Source organism: Petrimonas mucosa (assembly GCF_900095795.1).
In the GTDB taxonomy this organism is placed as follows: domain Bacteria; phylum Bacteroidota; class Bacteroidia; order Bacteroidales; family Dysgonomonadaceae; genus Petrimonas; species Petrimonas mucosa.
Window position 1 is genome coordinate 2,778,816 of sequence record NZ_LT608328.1, and the last position, 23,488, is coordinate 2,802,303.

A 23,488-nucleotide genomic window follows, 5' to 3' on the forward strand; every position below is an offset into this window, starting at 1 on the left:
AAGGAGTTTCGGAACCCGCAAAAGTCATTGCCCCTTTTTCAGTTCCAGGTCAAATCCCAGCAACATTCCATCATACAGATCGGCCATGGCAGCCAACACTTCAACCGAGTTATTTTTTGTAAACATGCTGGCTGTTTTCATCATCTGTAGAAACCCGTCGGCATCAAACAACAGTTTCAGTCCCGAACGCGACCGGATCGGATATGCCTTCACACTGCCCAGACCTTGCAGGTAGCTCATGGAGAGGATCTTCCCTTTTTCATCCACCCTGAACTTTCCCGAGAACTTCAACAAACCAAGTTTTGCAGTATAGGTACTGTCTTCCTTGAAAGTAAATTCGCACTTGCCGTCCTTGATTCCGATCCGGGTGCAATATTCGTCGAATGTTTTTTCAACTTGCGATGCCACTACCGCACCTCCGGCCTTCTTCAACAGGTTTTCGGTCTCGAACATGCAGGCTGTCCTCCTGTATTCCCAACCACCCACAAGATCCCTCTCCAATAGCGAAGAGCCTGAAAAGAGATCCCTCATCTGCTGGAGGATACCCCTATTCTCCACCTTCTCCTGGGCCGATACGCCGAACATCAGAGTCGACAGCATAAAAACCAGAACAACGGCATCAATCTTTTTCAGGAATGGCATATCGGGTACATTCATCTTATTTCTATCCTATTTTGCTTATTTTCAATAACTTATCCTCGTCAATTATTTTAATCTTCCTTCCGTCGAGCGATATGATCCGCTCGTTTACAAAGTTGGCAAGCGTCCTGATGGCATTTGCTGTAGTCATATTAGAGAGATTGGCCAGGTCTTCGCGTGCGAGATAGATGTTTATTGTTGCCCCATCCTCTTCCAGCCCATAGCTCTCTTTCAGGAAGATCAGCGATTCGGCAAGACGTCCCCGGACATGTTTCTGTGTAAGATTAACCACACGGTTATCGGCCACTCCCAGATCGCAGGATAACATTTGAATGAAAAGGAGGGCCAGGTTACCGTTTTTCCTCAGCATCTCCTCGATAAGCTCCATCGAGATCAGGCAGACGGTAGAGGGTTCAAACGCCGATGCTGCCGTAACATACGGTTCACGCGCAAAATAGGCCCGATACCCGAAATACTGGATGGGGCGTATCATTCTGATAATTTGAACTCTACCCCCCACCCCATTTTTAAAGATCTTCACTTTTCCCTTCAGCAAACACATCAGGTCCTGCGGTTGCTCCTCTTCAATATAAATAGCTTCATTTTTCTTATAATGAACGAACCTGGCATTTTTCCTGATCAAATCTCGCTCCTCTTCCGACAACACACGCCATATGTCCGCCAACGAGGATGATAAATCGATAATTTCTTTTGCTTTTCTGCCCATCACATGTTTGAAAACTATGTTATAGAACACAAAAATAAGAAATTATTCACTTTAAAATCAAAAAAAGGAGAAAAACTTGACAATAATGGGATGGGAAAAAATCGGCGTGTCAAAAAACTGTTCTCTTTTGAAAATTAATTAGATTTGTAGTCCGAAAATGAAAATCAGAGAAGCCATATTGATATTGTCGGTTTTTTTCGTTTCAAGCTTGTCGGGTCAGACGGTGATCCCGCTTGATACCATCTTGAAAAGATCGATGAGTGCAGCAGAGAAATACAACGGTCTGGTTGAACAGTACACGGCCGATGTCTACATGCGTACTTATGTAGAGACTTTAAAAAAGAACTTCCTCTATAAGTATACGCACCTCGTGCCACGTTTTGTGCTTCATGATCCCAAATCTGACGAGGCGGTGATTGAGACCCTCAGTACCCTGAGATTCGATTATCCAAACAACTACCTCCAGGATATCAAAAACGTAACCGGGACACTAACCAGCAAGAAAGAGATCGACATGATTCCCTTCTACATGCTGAATATCAACGTATACGGCGAAACGACAAATACCGAAAGTTTCTTCATGCCTCTCAGGTTCTCCACTGCAAGATACTACACCTATCACCTGAAACAGGTAGAGTCTGACAATAACAGGACCTATTACACCATTGGATTCGACCCGATCTACAGCAATCAGAAACTGCTGAAGGGCAATTTTGTGATCGAGAGCGGCACCTGGCGTATTGTCCATTTCAGCGCGGAGGGGGTAGAGTCTTTTTCCGATTTCTCGTTCGAGATAACGATGGGCGATACATGGATAACCAACTATCTGCCGGTCCATTTTGTCATCTACCATACCGCCAGCTACCTGGGAAACGTGGTGGCCAGCCGGCACCTTGCTACCCTGAATTACCGTGACGTCAAGTTACGTGAAAAGCAGAAAAAGGAGAAAATACTGAACATCAGCGATTTTTTCAGGGTTAGACTGGATTCGGTTCCGGTCAACAACGATTCGGCCTTCTGGGCCCGGCACAGGACAATACCATTGCAAGCCAGGGAAGCGGAGGTTATCCGGAACTTCAAACTAGCAAACCAACAAAAACCGGTCGGCGATACGGTGAACAGCTCACAACAAAACGGAAAGAGGGTTCAGTTGTTTGCTCAACGGATGGCTTTGAACTCGAAATATAAGGTTAAGTCCACCATGATCGGGTACAGCGGCCTATTGAATCCGCTCATGTTGGGCTACTCATCGATCGACGGCGTCACCTACAGGCAGAAACTCTCGTTCAACTTCGATCTGAAAAAAAGCAGGACATTCAATGTAAATGCCTTTGCCGGTTACATGTTCAGACGTAAGGAGTTTTTTACCGACGTGACCAGCACCTGGAATTACGAACCTTTCTATCAGGGGAACGTCTCCTTGTCGGCAGGAATAGGGAATCCCACCTACAGCTCACTCTTTATCGATGAAATCGAAAAAAATCTGGAAAACAGCACCATTCAATTCGAGGACATCGCAGTAGATTACTTCAAGGACTATTATGTGAAACTGTTCAACGATTATGAACTGTTCAACGGTTTTGTCTCCACCATCGGTGTCGAATACCACATCCGGCAGCCACTAAAAAACAACCGCCCTGCAGCCTCTCCTGTCTCAAGAGAGGAAAATCCCATTGAGGATATCCTGGTAACCAAAAAAGCATTTGCCCCTTACCTGAGGCTCAGCTGGACTCCGGAACAGTACTACCGGTACGAAGGCCGACAGAAGATCTATGTCCGCTCCCGTTTCCCCACATTCAAGATTGAGTTGTCAAGAAGTTACCGGGATGTTTTCGGCAGTACGTCACAATACAACCGGATAGAGTTTGACATGAGTCAGAACATCCCACTTGGCCCCATGAGTTCGTTCCAGTATCACGTAGGTGCGGGACGGTTTATCAATCAGAGCACCGAGTATTTTGCCGACTTCACCTTTTTTGCCAAGAACAACTTCCCCGACAACTGGCAAGACGGGATCGGAGGCACATTCAGCCTGCTGAACCGCCACCTCTACAATGCGTCAGACTCCTATATCCAGGGGCACATCATGCTTGAAACCCCATTCCTGATAGTACGTAATATTCCGTTGATTTCCGACTACATCAACCGGGAACGGCTCTACGCAAGTCAGTTATACACTCCCAACATCGGTTCCTACACCGAGTTTGGGTATGGCGTTGGCAACCGTTTTTTCAAGACGGCCAACGCCGCAATCTTCTGTTCATTCCATAGGACCAATTTCAGGGAAGTAGGGTTCAAGGCATCGTTCGAGCTGTAGATGACCGCCTTCTGCTTATTGCACCTCATCGAAATAGGTAAGTACTTCCGCTTCTTCCAACCGGCTTTTGAGCCACTCTGCTATCTTCTTCTTATCGGCAGCACGCAACGTGTTCCGGGGCAGGGTGAAAACAACGAGCGGAATTCTCTCGCTGCGACGAATGGTATCCTTTTGAAGAGAGTAAGAGAAAGTTTCCGTATAGGAACAACCGCTTATCTGAGGATAGAGCGGCTCAATCTCCGATAATAACCTCTTACCCAGGGAAGGAATATTTCTTATGCTGTCTACCCTGGCTTCGGCCTGCTTCAGGGCAAAGGTTACAGCATTCAGTCTGTTACTAAGCAGTTCGGTTTCAGACTGATATCTCCTTGTATTTTCCTGCACGAACGAGGCATCAAATCCCTGACTGATTCTCAATTTCGCAGTATCAATCTTGTTAAGAAATGCGACCATCTTGATGGAATCGATGATTTTAGTTGAAAGCCCGTAACCGCTATATACCAAATCTACATGTTTATTCGACGGGGTTACGCTGCTTTTTTGGAGGTAGTTTCCCTCCACTACCGAAACTTGACTGATAAAATTTTCGGCGTGCTGGCTAAATTTTTCGTTCTGCACAAGTTGATATCCGAAATAGACACTTGGGATTGCGGTAATCAGCATTACAGCCGATAGAGCCTGATTTACACGCTTCTTTCTGTCGGGATCAACAATACTTCTGATGGGAAATTTCAGGTACTGGCATACGAGCAATGCCGCAAATGCAATAAAAACCGTATTGATCGTGAAGAGATACAATGCGCCGAAGAAGAAGTTGAATTGCAAGGTAGCCAATCCATACCCGGCAGTACAGATAGGGGGCATAAGCGCTGTAGCAATGGCTACTCCGGGGATGACGTTGCCTTTTAGCTTGCTGCTGATGGCAACAATGCCGGCTAATCCGCCGAATAGCGCTATCAAGACATCGTAGATTGTGGGACTGGTACGTGCGAGCAATTCAGAGTGCGCCTCATTTAACGGGGATAGTAAAAAATAGAGGGCGGATGTGAGCAGGCTTACTCCCACAGCATAGACAAGATTCTTAAGTGAACGCCTGAAAAGGTAAAAGTCATAAGTTGCCAAACTATACCCCATCCCGTTTATCGGACCCATCAGCGGCGAGATAAGCATGGCTCCAATAATTACAGCTGTGGAGTTCATGTTCAACCCCACCGATGCTACAACGATGGCAAACATCAGGATCCAGAGGTTGGTACCTTTGAACTGGATCCCTTTTTCGATTTCGTTGTGAATGGTTTCGTAATCCTCCAATTCCGAATGAAGGTTGAAAATTGAAATAAGTTTCCGGACCTGTTTTTCCATAATCATGCTATCGTTTCTACAAAACTACAAAAAAAGGTGATTTTTTCCCTTTTTTGACAAAACAACAGCCGGAAATCTATCCGGCTGCTGTCTGAACACATGAAATTATTAATGCAAAAGTAGAATTTACATAGAGTCTTCAAATCTTACCGTTTTGTGCAATCCCCCATTTTCGAGGATATACTCTTCATCATAATCCCAATCGAGCACCTTATTCTTCCGGTTTTTTCTCAATTTCCGGTAGACAGAGGAGTTTGTTTCAAAATCATCGTAATCGTCCAGTCTCTCATCAATCTCGATCTTCTTGCCCTGAGGCACCTCGATCTCCACAATCATTCCCTGTTGGCGAAAACCTTGCGAAATTGGCACTGAGAAAAATTCAGGCAACAAAAGCAATGAGTCTCTCAATTGCAACGGATAGGTGAACGATTCGGTATTCTTTCTGGCAACCTTAAGATCCTTGCCCGCGCTCGAGGAGATTGTCCTCACCCGATACAACGAGTCTGGGCTCTGCACGATCAACAACTCAATGTTTGAAAACAACAGTGAATCTTTGTTGATGGTGTAGTAGGGAAAGTCGTCCAGGTCGAAATCAGATCCGATTCCACGGTTGAAAGAGTAATAATCATTGGGATAGACAGCCATGTCCACATAAAGTTTGTTGCCGTTGAATCCGGCAAGTGTCTCAACTTTCTCGGTCGACGACTCCACACTAAATTTTTCGGCAACCTTGAATCCAAGAAGCGAAGCTGTTATAACGCCACCGATCCAGAGTATGATTGCCACTATTCCGATGAGGGGACGCGACTTTGCTTTTACCGACCGGCGTATGATCCATACGACAACTGCAATCAGGGGCACCGCAAACAGAAGCCCTGCAGAGAGCCACATCAGGCTGTTCTCATAACCGTGATCGATAAAGAGTGATTTCAAGGGGATAAAGCTGGTACCTGCAACCAGGAAAGCAATCACGATCCCGATCATTGTCAAGGCAAAGATTCCTGCAAACGCAAAGAAGAGAATTTTAAAAAGGATTCCCAACGCATTCAGACACCCCCCACTTCCGGATCCGACAACTGCTCCGTTTGAGGCACTTTTTGCCACGCGCTGTTTCGGAGGCTCGGGCGGCATTGATCCCACGGCCACCTTGCCAGGAGTCTCATCGGTTCTGCTCTTTACGCTCGCCACATTGTCGCTTACAGTCTCCCGAATGGATTTGATATACTCCTCCTCACCCATCATCTCCAGTTTCTGCTTTACAGTATTTGCTCTCGGTATGATAACCCAAAGAACGGCATAGATCACCACTACCGACATGTTGATCCCCCAGTTAAAGTCGATATCATCCAAAAACCGGCTCCACGGAAAGAAGGGCATCGATACCATACCGATCATATTCACAAATAGTGGCACGACAAAGAGTAACCGGGGAATCCAGGTTTCGATCTTGAGGTTAGCCGCAATTCCACTGCACACACCACCCAATATCCGATCGTTCGGATTCCGGTAAAGCCTTCTGGCCACATTGGTCTCCAACGGTTTTGATTTCAGAATAATCCATAAGATAATATACACCCAGAACAGGGCACTGGAAAGTATGACAAACAGGATTCGCATCCATACCGGATCGAGCTTGAAATAATGCGCCAGACCGCTGCAGACACCGGCAATAACCTTATCATTACTGTTGCGATACAGGGTGTGCGAACTCCCCTCTCTACCAGTGGCAGGCTCAGAGTGGTCGGCTCCCATGGCAGTATTGGAGTGGTCTGAAGCTGATCTGCCACCGATGTAATCTGACTCGACATATTCGGTATCGAAATCCTCCGGTCTCCCTATGCTGGAAATAATGGAATGGACATCTTCATCGGTGATGCAGTTGATTCCGAGTTTCAACCGGTTTCCAAACAGTTCGGCAATACGGTTCTCAATATCGTTTACGATCTCATCTCCCCCATCTTCGCGCGAAAAATACCTTTTCAGACTCTCTATATACTGTTTCAACAATTCATATGCAGTCTCCTCAATTGCGATGACCTGCCCCTGGAAATTAATGTTGATTACTTTTTTCATTGTTCGGTGGTGTTTGATTCATTATCTGCTTTTTTGTAGTTGGCTTTAACAACGGCTTCAACTCCGGATGACAGCTCAATCCATGTCGCCTCCAATAGTTGATAAAACTCTTCACCTTTCTCTGTCAGAATAAAATATTTCCGTGGAGGGCCAGACGTACTCTCTACCCAACGGTATGTGAGTATCTCGGCATTCTTCAACCGGTTGAGCAACGGGTAGAGGGTCCCCTCAAGAAGTTGAAGCCCCGCACTTTTCATCTCGTCGATTATATCGCCCGGATATGCTTCGTTCCGCCGGATTATCGCCAAAATGCAGTACTCCAGAACCCCCTTCCTCATCTGACTCTGGGTATTTTCTATATTCATTTTTGTTTTTTTTATATTTATACTGCTATCAATAGCGCAAAGTTAAACTAAACAAGGTAATATGCAATGCAAAGTACCAATGATTATTCTCATTTTAACTTTATTTAATAAGATTACCACTGAAAAATGAGCCATTTCCGAACTACAAAATGGTATCGGATACCGTGCCCACAAAGGGCAATCCCCCGCATAAGCGGAAGCCGTTTGTTGGAATTTAGCGCTTTTATCCTTAAGTTTGCACAACAAACGCAATTTATGAAACCCAAGAGACGAACACTATATTTTTCATTTCTCTTTTTGCTGGCACTCACTTCTGCCTCTGCACAATCCTACACAAGTCCGTTGAACGTCACCCCGGCACTGAGTGCCAATTTCGGGGAGTTACGGAGCAACCACTTCCATTCGGGAATCGATTTCAAGACAGAACAGGCAGTCAACAAGCCTGTACTGGCCATCGACGACGGGTATATATCGCGAATAAGTGTATCTCCAGGGGGATATGGCCTGGCGCTCTATATTGAACACCCCACCGGACACACCAGCGTTTACGCGCACCTGAACAGTTTCTCGCCTCAAATTGCAGATTATGTCAAAGAGAAACAGTATGAACAGGAGAGTTATCGGGTTGAGCTCTATCCCGAGCCAGGGCTTCTGGAGATAAAAAAGGGGCAACAAATCGGACTGAGTGGAAATACAGGCAGTTCTGGAGGGCCTCATCTCCACTTTGAAATACGTGACACCCCGTCGCAAGACCCGCTCGATCCGCTGCTCTTTTACAGCCCGATTATTCCCGATACACAAAATCCCGATATTCGGGGCATTGCATTTTATCCGGTAACAGGCAAGGGTGCGGTGAACGGCAGCAATACCCCCCTTCGACTTGGAATATCGAAAAGCAAGTCGGGTCAACCGATGGCGCTCTCCCGGCCGATAGACGCCTGGGGCAGAATCGGCATAGGCGTAAGGGCGTACGACCGGATGAACGGCCAGTCCAACATCTATGGAGTGAAACATGTCAGGCTCTATGTGGACGAAAAGCTGGTGTTTAGCAGTACAATCGACAGGTTTCCATTCAGTAAGTCGCGCATGCTCAACTCTTTTATCGATTACGAGACTTGGAGAAAAGAGGGTTCATTTTTCATGAGATCCTTTGTGGAACCTGGCAACACCCTCGGCTTCTACAACAGTACCGGCAACGGATATATCGATATCGACGAGGAACGGGACTACCGGATGCGATATGAACTGGAGGACCACCATGGCAATATTCTCGTCTACCCTTTCCTGGTAAGGGGGAAGCAACAATCCATTTCACCGCCGCCCATGTGTGAAACATTCATGCCGTGGACATTGCATAATAGAATCATGAATGTCGACTTCATGCTCGACATCCCGCCGGGCAATCTCTATAACAATGTCTGCTTCTCGTACCGGAAAAGTGCCTCCACTGCTTACTATTCCGATATACATCAGGTGAACAGCTCGCCGGTTCCACTCCATCACCGGGCTACATTATGGATAAAGTTAACTGCAGACACACTCGACAACAGACGACAGTATGGCATTGTAGAGGTTTCGGAATCGGGCAGGAGCAGCTGGATTGGAGGAGTCTACAAAGGAGGGGGGATGGAGACCTCCATTTATGAACTGGGTAGGAGATATGCCGTAGACAGGGATACAGTTCCCCCAATGATCTCTCCCGTCAACCCTGAAAAGTGGGTGAATGGCAGAAGGATAGAGATCCGGCTGACAGACGATAAAAGCGGAGTCTCTTCATTTAGAGGAACCATCAACGGAAAATTTATCCTCTTTTCACACGATATGAAATCATCACTCTACACCTATATCTTCGATGACTCCAGACTCGAAAAGGGGAAAAGCCAGGAGTTTCACTTCGTGGCCACCGATGGAGCAGGCAACATTGCTGAATATGGTTACTCATTCGAATATTGAACAGCTTGCAGTTTTAGCCTTGTAGCGCCAATGTCTCCATTGCCAGGCGTATCTCACTTTCGCTTCCGGTGTGTTTCCCTTCCACGTCCGAGAGCTTAACGCACTCTTGCCACTGCTCCTTCTCGGTCATCTTGCAACGGAAGAGCTTCATCACGATGTTCATCCCCTTGATGTTGTTGCCCACATCATTGGTCAGGTTGGTTCCAATGCCGAAGGTAGCCCCGATACGCCCGCCACAGTAGTTTTTGATCTGAATGGCCCTCTCCACGTTCAGGCTGTCTGAAAAAACAATATATTTCAGTCGCGGATCGATCCGCAGCTCTTCATAACGGCGAATAACCTTGTCGACAAAAGCCAACGGATCACCGCTATCTTGCCTTAGGCTGGTAAAGAGCGCAGCATGTTTCTTGCTGAAATTCCTCAGGAAAACATCGGTGGTATAGGTATCGGTCAGCACCGTTCCCAGATCGCCATCATAGACGTTGATCCAGTTTTCCATCGACATATAGTTGGCCATCTTGTAGCCATAGACCGATCCATGAAACTGCACCCACTCGTGCGGGTGTGTACCGGAAACATTCACATTGTGCTTGTAGGCCAGGTAGACATTGCTGGTGCCGAAGAATGCATCGCCGGCATGCTCCTTCATCAATGCGGTGACCCGGTCCTCAACCTCGAAACTGAACCGGCGACGCATGCCGAAAAGCGAAAAGGTGATATTGTTCTCTTTCAGTTTTAAAGCCTTGTCAATGGCAACTCTCTCCATATACTGCAGGTCGGGGTATTGACCTTTCTCCCTGAAATAGAGTTCGGAAACTGTTGCAAGAATCGGCGTTTCCCACAGCGTAACGCGGTAAAGCAACCCTGTGGCGCTGATTTTCAGTTTACGGTTCTCCAGGGAGACCTCCACCTCCGATGGATCGAAGCGAAATCCCTTCAGAAAATCGATGTAGGTGGGCGGCAGGTATGGCATTTTTTTCCTGACAAACTCCTCTTCCTCCCTCGTCAGACTCAACTCCTTCATATTATTCAGCTCATGCCTCACCAGTTCATCAAAACCTGCGGGATAATCACCGTTGTTCCTGTCCACAAACATAAACTGGCCCCAAGCACGTGGGAAAAGTTTGCTGTAAGCGTAACCTGTGGTAAATTTGTAGAGGTCTGTATCGAGAATACTTTTTATTATCGCCATATTTGCAACTGATTTATTTCAGTTTTAAACACATGAGAAGAGAATCGGTTCACACAACAAGATCGACTCGCGCTCGCCATCAAACCGACATACGAACAAAAAAATCAGTTGCGTTGTTTAATCGACTCTTTCACCGGATGTACGAATGAAACGTTTTCTCAATATTCTCATCAATACTGCCATAGCCAATACCTCCACCTTCTTTCTGTGGAGTGCACTCTCTTTCTGGCTCTACCTCGAAACCCACTCGGTACTGATCCTCTCGCTACTCAGTGGTACCTTCATGATACTGGTTACCCTGTCGGGCATGTTTTTCGGCACGATTGTGGATAAACACCGGAAGAAGCGGGTCATTGCCGTTTCGTCTGCAGTTGCCCTCATCTTTCTGTTGCTTGCCGTTTCGCTTTTCCTGGTTTACGACCGGGAAGCGATTGCCGATATCTCGTCGCCCGCCTTCTGGATCTTCTCGCTTTCCATCCTGTTGAGTGCCCTGGTTAGTAACCTTCGTGCAATAGCGCTGTCCACCACTGTATCGATCCTCGTACCCAAGGAGGATTATGCCCGGGCAAACGGGATGGTGGGCATGGTACAAGGCTTTGGCATGATTGCCAACACTGTTTTCAGCGGACTGGTCATCGGAAGACTGGGAATCGAGTGGGCTACCTTCATAACGGTTGGGTTGTCGTTCGCGGCACTGATCCACCTCTTCTTTGTCCCGATACCTGAAGAGCGGCTGCATCACGATCCCGAAGTATTGAACAAGCAGGTGGACTTTAAAGGGGCCCTGAAAGCGATACATTCTGTTCCGGGATTGATGGCCCTGATCATTTTCACTACTTTCAACAACTTCATTGGCGGTATATTCATGGTTCTGCTCGATCCGTACGGACTGGAAATGTTTTCGGTGGAGTTGTGGGGCCTCCTCCTGGGCTTCACCGGCACAGGTTTTATTTTCGGGGGCATGGCGATTACCAGAAAAGGATTGGGTAAACAACCGTTACGGACGTTGCTCTACGGCTACGTGATCGGAAGCCTTATCTGCCTGCTCTTCACGATCCGCGAATGGCCATGGCTCTTTCTGGCAGGAATCTTTCTCTACATGTTTTCCGTACCGTTTATTGAAGCGGCAGAGCAGACCATCATACAGACCGTTGTACCCAAGATCAAACAGGGCCGGGTTTTCGGTTTTGCTCAGACAGTGGAGTCGGCAGCCACACCCATTTCGAGCTACCTGATTGGCCCTGTCGCACAATTTTCCATCATTCCCTTTATGGAGAGTGGTGCTGGCAAAGAGGCGTTTGGCTGGCTGCTGGGAGAGGGCAATGCCCGGGGTATCGCGCTCACCTTCCTCCTGTCCGGAATCTTCATGCTTCTCCTGTCGCTGCTGGCTTTCCGTACCAAAGCCTATCACCGCCTGTCGGAATCGTTCAGGAAATCAAAATAGGGTCACCCAACAATTGCCTCCGTCAGTTCATCCAGCGAGAATCCGGCAAAGTAGTGGTTGAACCCGATGGTGGAAAGTGCTTCACGGACATCCTCAGGGGTATACCTGACCCCAACGAGCAGATTCTCCACTTCCGACAAGTCGCTGTTGTTACCGAAGAAGGTTCCATAAAATCTGATCTGCTGAATCTTGGCATTCTTCACATCGGCAAAGACCTGAATCTTTCCGGCCGTGAAACGGGATTGCCGCTCGATACCGAATTTGGGAGAGTGTCCGTAATTCCACTCCCAAGTACCAAATTTAGTGGCCCGCAACTGCTCAATCTCGGCCAGTTCCTTTTCAGTAAAAGAGTACCCGCGCATCTCCGGGAATCTGGTTTTCATCTGCTCCAACAACTTATCGGCAAACTCATTGATCGTTATCTTTTCCGGCAAGTGAGGCAGAATATTGTCCACCACGCTGCGCACCGATTTCACGCTCTTGCTCTCGATCTTGTCTTTGGGTACCTCAAGAGCTTTGGAGAGGACGGTCAGGTCGGTATTGAAAAGCAGGCAACCGTGATGCATGACCCTACCCGGAATATATGCCTGTGCATTTCCGCAAATCTTCTTTCCATCAATGACAAGGTCGTTCCTTCCTGTAAACTCGGCTTTTACACCTAATTCGGCCAGGGTGTCGATAACCGGCTTCGAGAAACTCCTGAAGTCGAAATCTGCCCCCTTGTCCTCGTTTGAGATGATGGTATAATTGAGGTTGTTCAGGTCGTGATAAACCGCTCCACCACCCGATATGCGACGCACCACATGGATGCCGTGCTCTTTCACATATTCGGGATTGATCTCCTCGATCGTGTTCTGATGCTTCCCTACAATGATGGCCGGCTCATTTATCCACAGGATAAATATCTTATCGTGCTGCAGCAATCGTTTAAAGCAATACTCCTCCAGTGCGATGTTGTAATCGGGTTTTGTAGACTTGTTGACGATATAGATCATTTGCTTGATTTTTTACCACAAAGATAGCTATTTTTAATCGAGTAGGTAGGGGGATTACTCCCCCGCCCTCTCACACCACCGTGCATGCTCTCGCACACGGCGGTTTCTTTTAATGGTTTAACCTTGCATAATTTAATGAGAGATTGTAAAGACCTACATCGTTGAACCACCGGTTGGACAAGGCTTGATGCGCTTGCGGGCATCCCGATTTACACCAAAGCCCTTTCCCCGAAAGAGCCAATATCCAACTTTGCCAAGTCTCCACACCGTGGCTTTTCAAAAATTGCTGAAGCGTAATTACACGCTTGCATTGCTTTAAGCGATAGCACCGAAGTTTTCGCCGTATCCAAGAATCTATATTCTCCAACAGGCGTTTACAGCGTGCATGCCGAAAGTAGTTAAGCCAACCGCGCATCACAGGTTCGAGTTCCACAATAATTTGTTCAAAATTCACGCCCCTATTGCGTTTGGTTAACTTCCGTACCTTTTCCTTAAAGCGTTTTACACTTTCGTTGGCTATGCTCAGACTGCCATCCCTTTGAATGGTATAGCCCAAGAATTTGGTGTGATTGACCGGACATACCCGGCTTTTCTCTTTGTTTACTAGTAATTTCAACTTGGTTTCGATAAATACGCTTATCGATGCCAACAATCTCTCGCCTGCCCGTTGGCTGCGTACGTAGATGTTGCAATCGTCCGCGTAGCGAACAAATTTGTGTCCCCGCCTTTCCAACTCTTTGTCCAGTTCGTCTAAAACGATGTTGGACAGCAAGGGTGAAAGAGGACTGCCCTGCGGCATCCCTTCGGTACGTTGGCTTACAACCCCGTCTATCAGTATACCGCTTTGAAGGTATTTGCGTATCAGCCACAAAAGCGTTTTATCGCTGATGGTGGTTGATAGCAGATACATTAAACGGTCGTGGTTGACCACATCGAAAAACGTTTTCAAATCCATATCTACAACGATTACTCTACCCTCTGATACGTATTCGCTGCCTTTCTTTAATGCTTGGTGTGCTTTGCGGTTGGGGCGAAAACCATAACTGTGGTCGGAAAATTTTCGTTCGTAAATAGGATTGAGCACCTGGGAAATCGCTTGTTGGATTATCCTGTCCGTTACCGTCGGGATACCCAATTTGCGTTTGCCGCCGTTGGGTTTCGGGATTTCGACCTGTTTTACCCCTTGCGGTTGGTAAGCGCCGTTGTAAAGTTCGCTTTGCAACGTTTCTGCATTTTGAGAATACCATTCAGCAAAATCTCCTGTCGGCATTTGGTCAATACCCGCAACGCCTTTGTTGCGTTTTACCTGTTTGTAGGCTGCCTTGATATTGTCGTGAGACAACACCAAGCTCATTAAATCGGGGGTTAAGGCTCGTTCCTGTTCGCCTGCTTCTTTTACTTGAAACGCCTTTGTTCCCGAAGCTCCACATACGGTTTCACTCGTGGGAAAAGGGCGGATAACATCCTGACGCTGCTCACTAAACAGGTCATATTGGTACGTTATCGCTTGCGGTTGCGCCATAAAAGAAATTTTGAACTAACTGCTCCTTAAATTAAAAGATTCAGACCTTCTTCGATGGTGTACACACACCGAATACTATGTCTTCTGCTGACTTCTTGAAAGGTGAAAACAACATCGCTGTTGTTCGTGCACTGTTGGTGCGCCTCTGCAAGACCTCTCGGGATAAGATACTAAACTTTCTCTGAGTTCTGCCTGATTTACTCACGTTGAGTTACGGTTGAATTTTGGGCGTTCCCAATCTATGGCTCGGTTGCCCGCTCAAATGAGCCTTATATCTGGTTTCTGTTCGTCAGAACTGCAGATTTGCTAATGGCTTCTTTCAGATTTGCGGTCGCCCGCAACACCTTTGCCAATCACTAATGTTTCCTATCAACTCGGCACATACAGGAACTTTCATCCTGTTAGCTTAATACCATGCCCGACATACCAAAAAAGGCAGTTACCCCGACGGGCAACTGCCTTTTCAATAACTGCCGGTGGCCATTAAATCATCCCTTCCACGTTCCAGACAAATGCACGTAGACCCAGGTTTTCCGATTCACTATCCAGTTCCCGCAGGAAGGACAACAGGCTTCTCACCTTATCATCCTCCACGATGGTGAGGATGGCATTGTTCACCGAGGGCCAGGCGTGGCTCCCGTAATGGGGAATACCATCACTGCTGCCCCTGCCGTATACCTCTTTCCAGGAGGTAAAGCCGCGTATATTGAGCCGGCTCAGGTTCTCCACGATCTGATCGTAGTGCGCCTGGTCGAGCATAATCATTACTGCCTTCATTTCATCTAGTTTTTAAAGTTATCCGTTCAGCTGTTTTTTTACCAGTAGATTGCGGTGTTTCCTGCGTCTGCGGCGCACACCGTTACCCGCCATTATGGAATAGAGAGCCGGTATCAATACCAGCGTGATGATGGTGGAGAAGGTCATACCTCCGATAATGGAGATACCGAGAGCCTTCCACATCTCCGAGCCCTGTCCGGTACCGATAGCCAGCGGTATCATACCGAGGATGGTGGTAAGGGTTGTCATCAGTACAGGCCGCAAGCGGGAGCGTCCGCCATGTACTACTGCCGTGATGATCGACATGCCTCTCTCACGGTTCAGGTTGATGTAGTCGATCAGCACGATGGCGTTCTTCACCACCATACCCACCAGCATGATCAACCCCACGAAGCCCATGATTCCCAACGGTTCGCCGGAGAGCGACAACAGCAGGATCGAGCCGGTGAAGGCAAAGGGTACCGTCAGGATAATCATGAAGGGATAGGTGAGCGACTCAAACTGCGATGCCAGTACGATGTAGACCAGCAACGAAACGAGGATCAATAACAGCCCCAGTTGGGAGAATGATTCCTGCTGCTCCTCCATCGATCCGCCGATCTCGATCTGTACGCCTGAGGGAAGATCATAGCTGTCGAGCACGCTGTTCACATCGGCCACCACCTCACTCAGGGCACGACCATAGATTGTACCGCTCACCTTCACAATACGTTGGCGGTCTTGACGATCGATCTGCGGAAGGGTTGATGTCTCCACTACCGTACCCAGGTCGCGAATCCTCACGCCAACACCCATTGGATTGTAGATCAGAATGTTCTCGATATCTTCAATCGACTCCCTGTACTTCTCGTCAAAGCGCACCCGGATGTCATACTCCTCGCCCTCTTCCCGGTAACGGGAGAGGACAAGCCCGTTGATCCGGTTACGGATGGCACCTGCAGCGGTACTCATGCTAAGGCCGTTAAGCGCCAGCTTCTCCCGGTCGAACTGCACCTGGTATTCCAGACGGTAATCCTTGCGGGAGATGGTGATATCGCGCAACCCCTTTACCTCTTCCATTCTTGCCTGCAGCTCTTCGGCCACCCTGCTGGTCAGCAGCAGGTCGTAACCGTAAATCTCCAGTTCCACATTGCTGCCTCCGGTCATTCCCATCTCACCTCCGCCCGGTTGCACCTTGAAACGGCGGACCTCCGGCATGGCGGCCAGATCCTGGCGCATCTCGTCAGATACATCGTAAATGCTCTTTTTCCGGTTTTTCGCCTCGGTGAGACGGATCCGGTAGGTGATGATGTTGGATGCGTTATCCTGCATGGCAGCCCAGGTATTATCCTCACTGGCGGCACCCACGCTGAAGGAGATGATCTCGATCTCCGGATATTTGCCTTTCATCTGTTCGGCAAAGCGGTGTCCAGTCTCCCTGGCCAGCTCCATCCGGGTACCGGTGGGCATCTCCACTGTTATGGCGATGGAGTTGTTGTCGGATGCCGGCATGAATTCGGTCTTCAGGGTGAGGGCGCTGATTACCACACTTACCAGGAAGATCAATATAATGGTAACAAGAGTGGTCTTCCGCCTGCGAGCTACCTGGTTTACCAAACGGGCATAGAGATTGTCGATCGCGTCGAGCAGGGGCAATATCCGTTGACTGTACCAGCGGTCGAAACCGTTCATTGTGATATCCTTGGTCGCACGCAGCATACCTGAACTCATCATGGGAGTAAGTGTAAGAGCGATGATCAGCGACAGGGAGATGATGATGGTCACCATCCAGCCCAGCTGCTTGAACATCACACCGGCAAAACCGCCTACCATGGTCATCGGCAGGAATACCGCGATGATGGTCAGCGTGGAAGCAATTACCGACAGGGATACCTCCTCGGTTCCGTAAATAGCGGCCTGCTTCGGACGGCTCCCCCTTTCGATATGCGAAGTGATATTCTCCAGCACCACGATCGCATCGTCCACCACCATACCGATGGTAATGGAGAGCGCCGAGAGCGAGATGATATTGATCGTATTGCCGGTAAGATAGAGGTAGATGAAGGAGCCGATCAGCGAGATCGGGATGGTCACCATCACGATGATGGTGGCACGCCATCTACCCAGGAAGAGGAGCACGATGATTCCCACTATGATCAATGCCAGGATGATGGTCTCCAGCAGACTGTTGATCGACACCTTGATATAGTCCGACGTATCCATTACCGTCACCAGCTTGATATCTGGCGGCAGGTTCTTCTGCAAAACGGTGAGTTCAGCCTTTACCGCATCGGCAATCTGCACCGAGTTGGCACCCGACTGCTTCTGCACTACAATGGTGGCACTCCTCTCTCCATTGGTATAGCTCTCCTGAATGCGCGACTCGAGTGTATCGCTCACCGTGGCCACATCACGCAGGTAGATCGGTTTGCCCAGGCTGCTGCCCACGATGATGTTGTTCAGCTGGTCACTGTTGCTGAACTGACCTTCGAGGCGGAGCATGTAGGTCTGTGAGCCGATATCGATGTTACCGGCCGGCACGTTCACATTCTCGGCGGCAATCACCTGCGCGATCTGTTCGACCGACAGGTTGTAGGCTTCCAGTTTTTGCGGAATCACATTGACCTGCACCTCCCGTTCCGGGGCACCCGACACCGAGACAGTTCCCACGCCGGAGATCCTGTTGAGCGGGTTGGCCACCTGTTCATCAAGTATCTTGTACAGGGCGGCCGAACTCTCCCGGGCCGTAGCCGAAAGGATTACCACCGGGATCATGTCGGAACTGAACTTGAGAATCATCGGGTCCTCGGTCCCGTCCGGCAGGTAACCGGAAATCATGCTCACCTTGTCCCGCACGTCGTTCATCACCTCGTCCATATTGGTACCATACTCAAACTCGAGTATGATGATGGAGATTCCATCTTTCGACTGGGAGGTGATCTCCTTCAGTTTCTCGGTCGAGTTGAGTGCATCTTCCAGCGGACGCGTCACGTTTGCCTCAACATCCTCAGCACCCGCACCCGAATAGGAGGTCATTACTGAAACAATGTTCATGTCAATGTTCGGGTAAAGGTCTATCGGCAGCTGCCGGTAAAACATCAACCCGATCAGCACGACACCGATAAAGATCAGTGCCGTCCCCACGGGGTTTTTCACCGCGGTTTCATATGGTTTCATATGTTATCTCTGTTTTATTCGGTTTATAGCTTATTCCACCACTTCAACTTCGGTTCCGTCAATCAGGCCGTTGTTGCCCTGGATGATGATCCGGTCGTCGGCATTCAGTCCCGAAATGATCTCATACTTGTTGCCGATCCTGGCGCCCAGCTCTACTACCACGTAGTGGGCCTTCCCATCTTTCTCCACGAAGACATAACGGTCGTTCGAACCCACCTGCTTCAGCACCGCCATATCGGTGATAAGGGGCCGTTCGATGGTACCGAAGTTCATCTTTACGCGGGCATACATCCCTGGACGAAGCCGCATATCGGAATTGGCAACGGAAATCTCAACGGTAAATGTATGGGAAACCGGATCAAATGTCGGATGGATAAGCGACACCTTTCCAGTAAAGGTTTCACTCCCCAGCGCATCGACGGTCACCTCAACCGGCATGCCCAACTGGACCCGGCTGTAATAAGATTCCGAAACGTTGACCACCACCTTCACCGGGTTGATATTCTCGATGGTGAGGATAGGCAGCTGCATGGCCACATCTCCCGGATCGTAGTTGCGTGCGGTTACCACACCGTTGATGGGACTCACCAGGGTGGTATTCTCGCCCAGATTCTTAAGGGCCGTCTCGGCAACTTCAAGCTGGGTACGGAGCTGGTCGAGCTGCTGCTTGGAGATGCCACCCACTGCATAGAGCTCCTGGTAACGTTCGAAATCTCTCCGGAGTGTGGAGACCTGCGTCTCCTGTTGGGTATAACTTGCAGCATCCATGGCCGCGACAGCTTGCCCCATGCGAACCTTTGAACCCACATCCACATAGATCTTACGGATTCGACCGCCCATGGCCGGGGCTATGTTGTTTACCTGATCGGCCTCGACCGATGCGGTAAAAGTGGTAATCTGATCCACGGGTACCAGTTGTACCGTCTCTACACGAACGCTTCTCTTCTTGGATGCCTCGCCTTCGGTATTCTCCGAAGCCCCTTTTCCTGCACAGGAGGCAAGCAGTGCTGCTGCCAGCACAGGGAGTAACTTCACTAAATTGTGCTTTTTCATCTGAATCTCTGTTATCTGTATCTATTATTTATTCATTCCTTGATTTGCAATGGTGTAATATCGTAGCCCAACACCTTTTCCAGGTCGGCCTTGGCAGCCAGGTAATCGTAAATGGCATTGCGGTACTGCAGTTCTGCATTGGTAATGGCCAGTGCCGCAGAATTTACTTCAACAATGGTGCCCATACCTGTCTCGTACCGTTTCTGTGTGATCTGGTATCCTTTACGGGCCTGTTCCACAGCCGATTCGGAGGCCACTACCTGCTCCATGCTTTTTGCCATCAGGTTCCAATTGTTCTTGATGGAGAGTTTCAGGCCGCGCTCCACCTCTTTTCGCTGCTCACTCAGCTGATGGAGCTGTATTCCAGACTGTTTCAGGTTGTTGTAGCGCTGTCCGCCGTTAAACAGCGGGATGGAGAGCGTGATACCCAGCGTGGAATATGGATCCCAGCGGTATTGACCGAACTTGAAGTCGTTGTTCTGGCTCATGTAGAGATAGTTGAAGGTAGAAACAAGCGAAGGGGCAAACTGCAGTTTCTGCATCTCATACCCCTTTCTTGCCATATCGGTCTGCAGATCAAACTGTTTAATATCACTATTATCCATGAGCGTGGTATCTGCGGGGATAATCGTATCGAACATGGAGTCGCGGTAGTCGTCGAGCGACCCTACAACCTTCAACGGGATATCGCTGTCCATCCCCATAAGCATCTTCAGCTGCAATTCAGCAATCTTCATCATGTTTTCAGACTGGAGAATACTTGGGATCAGGCTTTTAAGCCTCACATCGGCAGTAATCACATCATATTCGGCTACAATGCCCTGTTTGAACCGGTCGCGGATATTTTCCAGGTTGAGCGAATCGGTGGCATATGTCTTCTTGAACACCTCGTAGCTGTCCTGTGCCAGCAACAGGGAGTAAAACGACTTCTTCACCTGGTTCGCCAGGTCGATGCGCGAAGAACGGGCCTTCTCCATGGCAAGTTCAATATCTACCTGGCTCATCTGAATGTTTTTCCAGAGCGAGGGAACAACCAACGGCATGCTTACGTTCAATCCGGCGGTATAGACATTCAGACGACCCATCTGAAAACCCTCATCTGCACTTTCCGGATCGGACGCGAACATCTTCCCCACCGTTTCCACAATTTTCAACTCATCTTCAGTAAATTTGGTCGGGTCTATACTGCCGCCCAATCCGAGTCCCCCGTCGAAATAGACGGTTTGACGTTGTATGGCGCGCTGGTATTGACCGATGAGATCGAACTGTGGAAGCAGTGCTCCATAGGCCGATTTCTTGGCATACACCTTTTTCGTGATCTCCATATCGGCAACCTTCACCTTGGGATTCTCGCTGAGGGCGATCTCCAAAGCGGTGTTCAGATCAATCCGCAAACTGTCTGAACCTTGTGCAACTGCTGTGGACAATCTCAACCCTCCACAGGCCATCAATAAAATGATGCTTAACTGTTTAACTCTCATATACAAAATTTAGTTGTTTTCTTATGATTTACTTGCCAGATAATTATCAATGATCTGAATTCCTTTATGGGTGGAGATTCCACGGATAAAATTCACCATCATCGTAAAAAACAGCTCCTGAAAAGAGAAAGGTGGTTTTTTGAGATAGGCGGCACGGATATAGGTATATGTGCTCTCCTCAACCAAAAAAGCCGCAACATCCACATTCAGGTTCTCACGGATATACCCCTGCTCAATTCCTTTCTGAAGATACTCCCTAATATGTACCTTGTTCTCTTCATTATCCTGTTGGATCAGCTTGTAGATCCGGGGATAATATTTGTAGATATCTTCATAAAACTTGATGGAGGGCAGTTCCTTGTTCTTGTGGTACTCAATGAAATAAAGAAACACCTCTATCATGTTTTCCGAGCGGTTTATTACCTCCAGAATCTTGTTGTTCCTCTCCTCCCGCAATGCAGCCAGATAGGTCAGCAACACCTCCTCCTTATCCCGGAAGTTCTCGTAAAGTGTTCGTTTTGAGATCCCCAAGGAAGAGGCAAGGTCGTCCATGGAAACACTTTTAATTCCGTACTGGTAAAAAAGAGTGCCCGCTTTTGATACGATTCGTTCTTTTAGTGTCATTTTTTCTTTAAAAAAAAAGCGGCACAAAGGTAATCTAAAAACTCAAAATATCAAATCGGTTTTCTAAGTTTTAACATACTTTACATAAAGAGCCGGCTATAAGCCCAACTTTTCCCGTAGCCGTTTATAGCCGGAAGCGCTGATTTTTATCTTGTCGCCATTACTTAGGGTGAGCAACTGATTTTGCTTTTCATACAACTCGATACGCAGGATTTTCGATGTGTTGACCAGATAAGAACGATGTACCCTGATAAACTGACCGTCTGGCAGATGAGATTGGAAATATTTCATGGTTTCCTCTTTCAGATACTTTCCGGAGTCGGTAAAAATCCTCACATAATCACCTTCGGCCTGAAAATAGACAATCTCCGCAACCCGTATCACATCTATTTTCTGTCCCGACTTTACCACAATGCGTTCAAGCATCTCGATCTCTTCTGTCCTGTGGTTATCCATACCTGCTATCTCCTCCTCGGTCTCCTCTTCGGTCTCCTCTTCGGTTTGCCGTTGAGACTCCACACCCGCTACTGCAAGACCCATCCTGAAAAGCTGTATCATCAGCAGGTAGATCAGTAATGCAATGAAAGCTTTCAGCGGAAGCATGCTGATAGCTTCAGACCATTTATCCGGATCGAAAATAGAATAGGCCGAGAGGTAGCAGAGACCTGTCCATATTGCTATGCTCAGAAGACCGAGTGCGGCATAATTGATCAGCCGCTGGTAAAACTCCAGTGTTTCAAAATTTCCATATTTAATCACCTTCCAGAGCAGGTAGCTCAGAGCGGTGAGACACAATCCGTTCACCATCCCGTCCAACATCAGCTGAAGAAACGGGAAAGATACAAGCCAACCGAATGCCCATGCCTGCACGGTCGCATAGACGATACAGAGACCCGATATCGCCAGCATACGGGAGAGATTATTCGGAAGAAAGAGGCTCATCTTGTCGAAAAGCTACCCGATTTCACATCCTCCGAAAACCATCTCACCCGTGATGATCAACCTGCGCGAGGCACCTTCGCCCGTCGATCTGGAGAAATGCTTATTCTCCACTCCACCCATGACTGTTCTTACCTTCGGTATTACCACCCAGTCGTCGGGAAGATAAAGTTTAATCCCGCCAAAGACAGCTTCCACATGCAGGATGGTATCGCCTTCGGGCAGTGTCGTACGACGCAGGTCGAGCTCAACTCCGCCAAAAACCACCTGTATCTGCCCTCCCCTGAAGAGAGGCTCGAGAAAGATATCCTCAATTCCGCTGAAGAGAACTTCACGGATATAGACCCCGTTGCCTCCATCCACCTTCACATTTTCATACGGGCGATGGAGATGACGATGCCGGCAACTTTTTGTACCAAACACAATTTTCAGGATTACCCCTACTCCGAAAAGTATCAATAGTATAGGCCAGTATGTTTCGGCAAAACTCTCGTCCACTCCCGGCAAAGCATCAGGGTAGAGTTGTGCTATACGGGGCAACAGAAAGAAAGCAGCCAGGGCAAGCCAGAAAAACATGGCCAGGAATTCTCTCCTGAACAGGGCAACAATTGTAAACAGGAGAAACAGGGCGGGCCAGGAGAAGATGACGTAACGCAATGTAGGGTCGATCCAGCCAAAATTAAATGCAAGAAGCAACGTCCCTACCAGAACAAGCAGAAAACCGAAAAGGCCGCCTTTGGATCTGCCTGACAATTTCAATTGTTCTTTACCATTTTCCATAGATCTCATCGTTTAAAACTAATTGAAACAAAGATAGGTACAATGTGACGGTATGACAAGAGAAAATCGGTAAAAGAGGCTATTTTCCC

18 protein-coding genes are annotated in these 23,488 nt (G+C 48.2%); 3 read left to right on the forward strand and 15 right to left on the reverse strand.

Going from position 1 to position 23,488, the window contains the following annotated elements; translation table 11 throughout:
* Positions 1 to 24 precede the first annotated feature (24 nt).
* Together ING2E5A_RS11030 and ING2E5A_RS11035 are read right to left on the reverse strand one after the other, a co-directional pair.
* Positions 25 to 657: a lipocalin-like domain-containing protein gene (locus tag ING2E5A_RS11030; RefSeq protein ID WP_071137436.1), complete on the reverse strand. Its 633-nt coding sequence runs from the start codon at positions 655 to 657 to the stop codon at positions 25 to 27.
* A 7-nt stretch (positions 658 to 664) separates the two neighbouring features.
* Entirely contained in the window at positions 665 to 1,366 is a 702-nt protein-coding gene (locus tag ING2E5A_RS11035; RefSeq protein WP_071137437.1) for a Crp/Fnr family transcriptional regulator, read from the reverse strand.
* Positions 1,367 to 1,523: 157 nt separating this feature from the next.
* Between ING2E5A_RS11035 and ING2E5A_RS11040 the strand changes: the two genes are divergently transcribed.
* Complete coding sequence (locus tag ING2E5A_RS11040; protein WP_071137438.1) at positions 1,524 to 3,683, forward strand: DUF5686 family protein; 2,160 nt, start codon at positions 1,524 to 1,526, stop codon at positions 3,681 to 3,683.
* A gap of 15 nt (positions 3,684 to 3,698) precedes the next feature.
* Here ING2E5A_RS11040 and ING2E5A_RS11045 read toward each other — a convergent pair whose 3' ends face one another.
* From ING2E5A_RS11045 to ING2E5A_RS11055, 3 genes are all read right to left on the reverse strand, one after another.
* A complete protein-coding gene (locus ING2E5A_RS11045) occupies positions 3,699 to 5,045 on the reverse strand; it encodes a DUF389 domain-containing protein (RefSeq protein ID WP_071138337.1) in 1,347 nt (448 codons plus the stop codon).
* A gap of 126 nt (positions 5,046 to 5,171) precedes the next feature.
* The gene (locus ING2E5A_RS11050; RefSeq protein WP_071137439.1) at positions 5,172 to 7,118 is read right to left on the reverse strand and encodes a PspC domain-containing protein; all 1,947 of its coding nucleotides are present in this window, start codon (positions 7,116 to 7,118) and stop codon (positions 5,172 to 5,174) included.
* Positions 7,115 to 7,483, reverse strand: coding sequence for a PadR family transcriptional regulator (locus tag ING2E5A_RS11055; RefSeq protein ID WP_071137440.1), 369 nt, complete (start codon positions 7,481 to 7,483; stop codon positions 7,115 to 7,117). Before ING2E5A_RS11055 ends, ING2E5A_RS11050 begins: the two co-directional genes overlap by 4 nt.
* A gap of 255 nt (positions 7,484 to 7,738) precedes the next feature.
* Here ING2E5A_RS11055 and ING2E5A_RS11060 point away from each other — a divergent pair, with 255 nt between their 5' ends.
* A complete protein-coding gene (locus tag ING2E5A_RS11060; protein WP_071137441.1) occupies positions 7,739 to 9,436 on the forward strand; it encodes a M23 family metallopeptidase in 1,698 nt (565 codons plus the stop codon).
* A gap of 13 nt (positions 9,437 to 9,449) precedes the next feature.
* Here the strand turns inward: ING2E5A_RS11060 and pncB are convergent, their stop codons facing one another.
* Positions 9,450 to 10,628: a nicotinate phosphoribosyltransferase gene (gene pncB, locus ING2E5A_RS11065; RefSeq protein ID WP_071137442.1), complete on the reverse strand. Its 1,179-nt coding sequence runs from the start codon at positions 10,626 to 10,628 to the stop codon at positions 9,450 to 9,452.
* A gap of 145 nt (positions 10,629 to 10,773) precedes the next feature.
* Between pncB and ING2E5A_RS11070 the strand changes: the two genes are divergently transcribed.
* Complete coding sequence (locus ING2E5A_RS11070; RefSeq protein ID WP_071137443.1) at positions 10,774 to 12,072, forward strand: MFS transporter; 1,299 nt, start codon at positions 10,774 to 10,776, stop codon at positions 12,070 to 12,072.
* 2 nt (positions 12,073 to 12,074) lie between these two features.
* On the opposite strand, the gene ING2E5A_RS11075 is transcribed toward ING2E5A_RS11070, so the two are convergent.
* The 9 genes from ING2E5A_RS11075 to ING2E5A_RS11115 form a co-directional block, all read right to left on the reverse strand.
* The gene (locus ING2E5A_RS11075; protein WP_071137444.1) at positions 12,075 to 13,067 is read right to left on the reverse strand and encodes a lipoate--protein ligase; all 993 of its coding nucleotides are present in this window, start codon (positions 13,065 to 13,067) and stop codon (positions 12,075 to 12,077) included.
* Between the two features lie 109 nt (positions 13,068 to 13,176).
* Positions 13,177 to 14,589, reverse strand: coding sequence for a group II intron reverse transcriptase/maturase (gene ltrA, locus ING2E5A_RS11080; protein ID WP_197678501.1), 1,413 nt, complete (start codon positions 14,587 to 14,589; stop codon positions 13,177 to 13,179).
* Positions 14,590 to 15,072: 483 nt separating this feature from the next.
* Complete coding sequence (locus ING2E5A_RS11085) at positions 15,073 to 15,366, reverse strand: PG0541 family transporter-associated protein (protein WP_071137445.1); 294 nt, start codon at positions 15,364 to 15,366, stop codon at positions 15,073 to 15,075.
* An 18-nt stretch (positions 15,367 to 15,384) separates the two neighbouring features.
* Positions 15,385 to 18,522 carry an efflux RND transporter permease subunit gene (locus tag ING2E5A_RS11090; protein ID WP_071137446.1) on the reverse strand — a complete coding sequence of 1,046 codons (3,138 nt, stop codon included), beginning with the start codon at positions 18,520 to 18,522 and terminating at the stop codon, positions 15,385 to 15,387.
* A gap of 30 nt (positions 18,523 to 18,552) precedes the next feature.
* Positions 18,553 to 19,575: an efflux RND transporter periplasmic adaptor subunit gene (locus tag ING2E5A_RS11095; RefSeq protein WP_071137447.1), complete on the reverse strand. Its 1,023-nt coding sequence runs from the start codon at positions 19,573 to 19,575 to the stop codon at positions 18,553 to 18,555.
* 32 nt (positions 19,576 to 19,607) lie between these two features.
* The gene (locus tag ING2E5A_RS11100) at positions 19,608 to 21,056 is read right to left on the reverse strand and encodes a TolC family protein (RefSeq protein ID WP_071137448.1); all 1,449 of its coding nucleotides are present in this window, start codon (positions 21,054 to 21,056) and stop codon (positions 19,608 to 19,610) included.
* A gap of 21 nt (positions 21,057 to 21,077) precedes the next feature.
* On the reverse strand, positions 21,078 to 21,680 hold the full coding sequence (locus ING2E5A_RS11105) for a TetR/AcrR family transcriptional regulator (RefSeq protein WP_083373322.1): 603 nt from the start codon (positions 21,678 to 21,680) through the stop codon (positions 21,078 to 21,080).
* Between the two features lie 96 nt (positions 21,681 to 21,776).
* Positions 21,777 to 22,589, reverse strand: coding sequence for a LytR/AlgR family response regulator transcription factor (locus ING2E5A_RS11110; protein ID WP_161942013.1), 813 nt, complete (start codon positions 22,587 to 22,589; stop codon positions 21,777 to 21,779).
* Between the two features lie 45 nt (positions 22,590 to 22,634).
* Positions 22,635 to 23,399 carry a LiaF domain-containing protein gene (locus ING2E5A_RS11115; RefSeq protein ID WP_071137451.1) on the reverse strand — a complete coding sequence of 255 codons (765 nt, stop codon included), beginning with the start codon at positions 23,397 to 23,399 and terminating at the stop codon, positions 22,635 to 22,637.
* Between the last annotated feature and the right edge of the window lie 89 nt (positions 23,400 to 23,488).

Bases quoted from the DNA above. Each gene is read 5' to 3' on its own strand.
- ING2E5A_RS11030 (WP_071137436.1), bottom strand. From the start codon at position 657: ATGAATGTACCCGATATGCCATTCCTGAAAAAGATTGATGCCGTTGTT.
- ING2E5A_RS11035 (WP_071137437.1), bottom strand. From the start codon at position 1,366: ATGGGCAGAAAAGCAAAAGAAATTATCGATTTATCATCCTCGTTGGCG.
- ING2E5A_RS11040 (WP_071137438.1), top strand. From the start codon at position 1,524: ATGAAAATCAGAGAAGCCATATTGATATTGTCGGTTTTTTTCGTTTCA.
- ING2E5A_RS11045 (WP_071138337.1), bottom strand. From the start codon at position 5,045: ATGGAAAAACAGGTCCGGAAACTTATTTCAATTTTCAACCTTCATTCG.
- ING2E5A_RS11050 (WP_071137439.1), bottom strand. From the start codon at position 7,118: ATGAAAAAAGTAATCAACATTAATTTCCAGGGGCAGGTCATCGCAATT.
- ING2E5A_RS11055 (WP_071137440.1), bottom strand. From the start codon at position 7,483: ATGAATATAGAAAATACCCAGAGTCAGATGAGGAAGGGGGTTCTGGAG.
- ING2E5A_RS11060 (WP_071137441.1), top strand. From the start codon at position 7,739: ATGAAACCCAAGAGACGAACACTATATTTTTCATTTCTCTTTTTGCTG.
- pncB (WP_071137442.1), bottom strand. From the start codon at position 10,628: ATGGCGATAATAAAAAGTATTCTCGATACAGACCTCTACAAATTTACC.
- ING2E5A_RS11070 (WP_071137443.1), top strand. From the start codon at position 10,774: ATGAAACGTTTTCTCAATATTCTCATCAATACTGCCATAGCCAATACC.
- ING2E5A_RS11075 (WP_071137444.1), bottom strand. From the start codon at position 13,067: ATGATCTATATCGTCAACAAGTCTACAAAACCCGATTACAACATCGCA.
- ltrA (WP_197678501.1), bottom strand. From the start codon at position 14,589: ATGGCGCAACCGCAAGCGATAACGTACCAATATGACCTGTTTAGTGAG.
- ING2E5A_RS11085 (WP_071137445.1), bottom strand. From the start codon at position 15,366: ATGAAGGCAGTAATGATTATGCTCGACCAGGCGCACTACGATCAGATC.
- ING2E5A_RS11090 (WP_071137446.1), bottom strand. From the start codon at position 18,522: ATGAAACCATATGAAACCGCGGTGAAAAACCCCGTGGGGACGGCACTG.
- ING2E5A_RS11095 (WP_071137447.1), bottom strand. From the start codon at position 19,575: ATGAAAAAGCACAATTTAGTGAAGTTACTCCCTGTGCTGGCAGCAGCA.
- ING2E5A_RS11100 (WP_071137448.1), bottom strand. From the start codon at position 21,056: ATGAGAGTTAAACAGTTAAGCATCATTTTATTGATGGCCTGTGGAGGG.
- ING2E5A_RS11105 (WP_083373322.1), bottom strand. From the start codon at position 21,680: ATGACACTAAAAGAACGAATCGTATCAAAAGCGGGCACTCTTTTTTAC.
- ING2E5A_RS11110 (WP_161942013.1), bottom strand. From the start codon at position 22,589: ATGCTGGCGATATCGGGTCTCTGTATCGTCTATGCGACCGTGCAGGCA.
- ING2E5A_RS11115 (WP_071137451.1), bottom strand. From the start codon at position 23,399: ATGGAAAATGGTAAAGAACAATTGAAATTGTCAGGCAGATCCAAAGGC.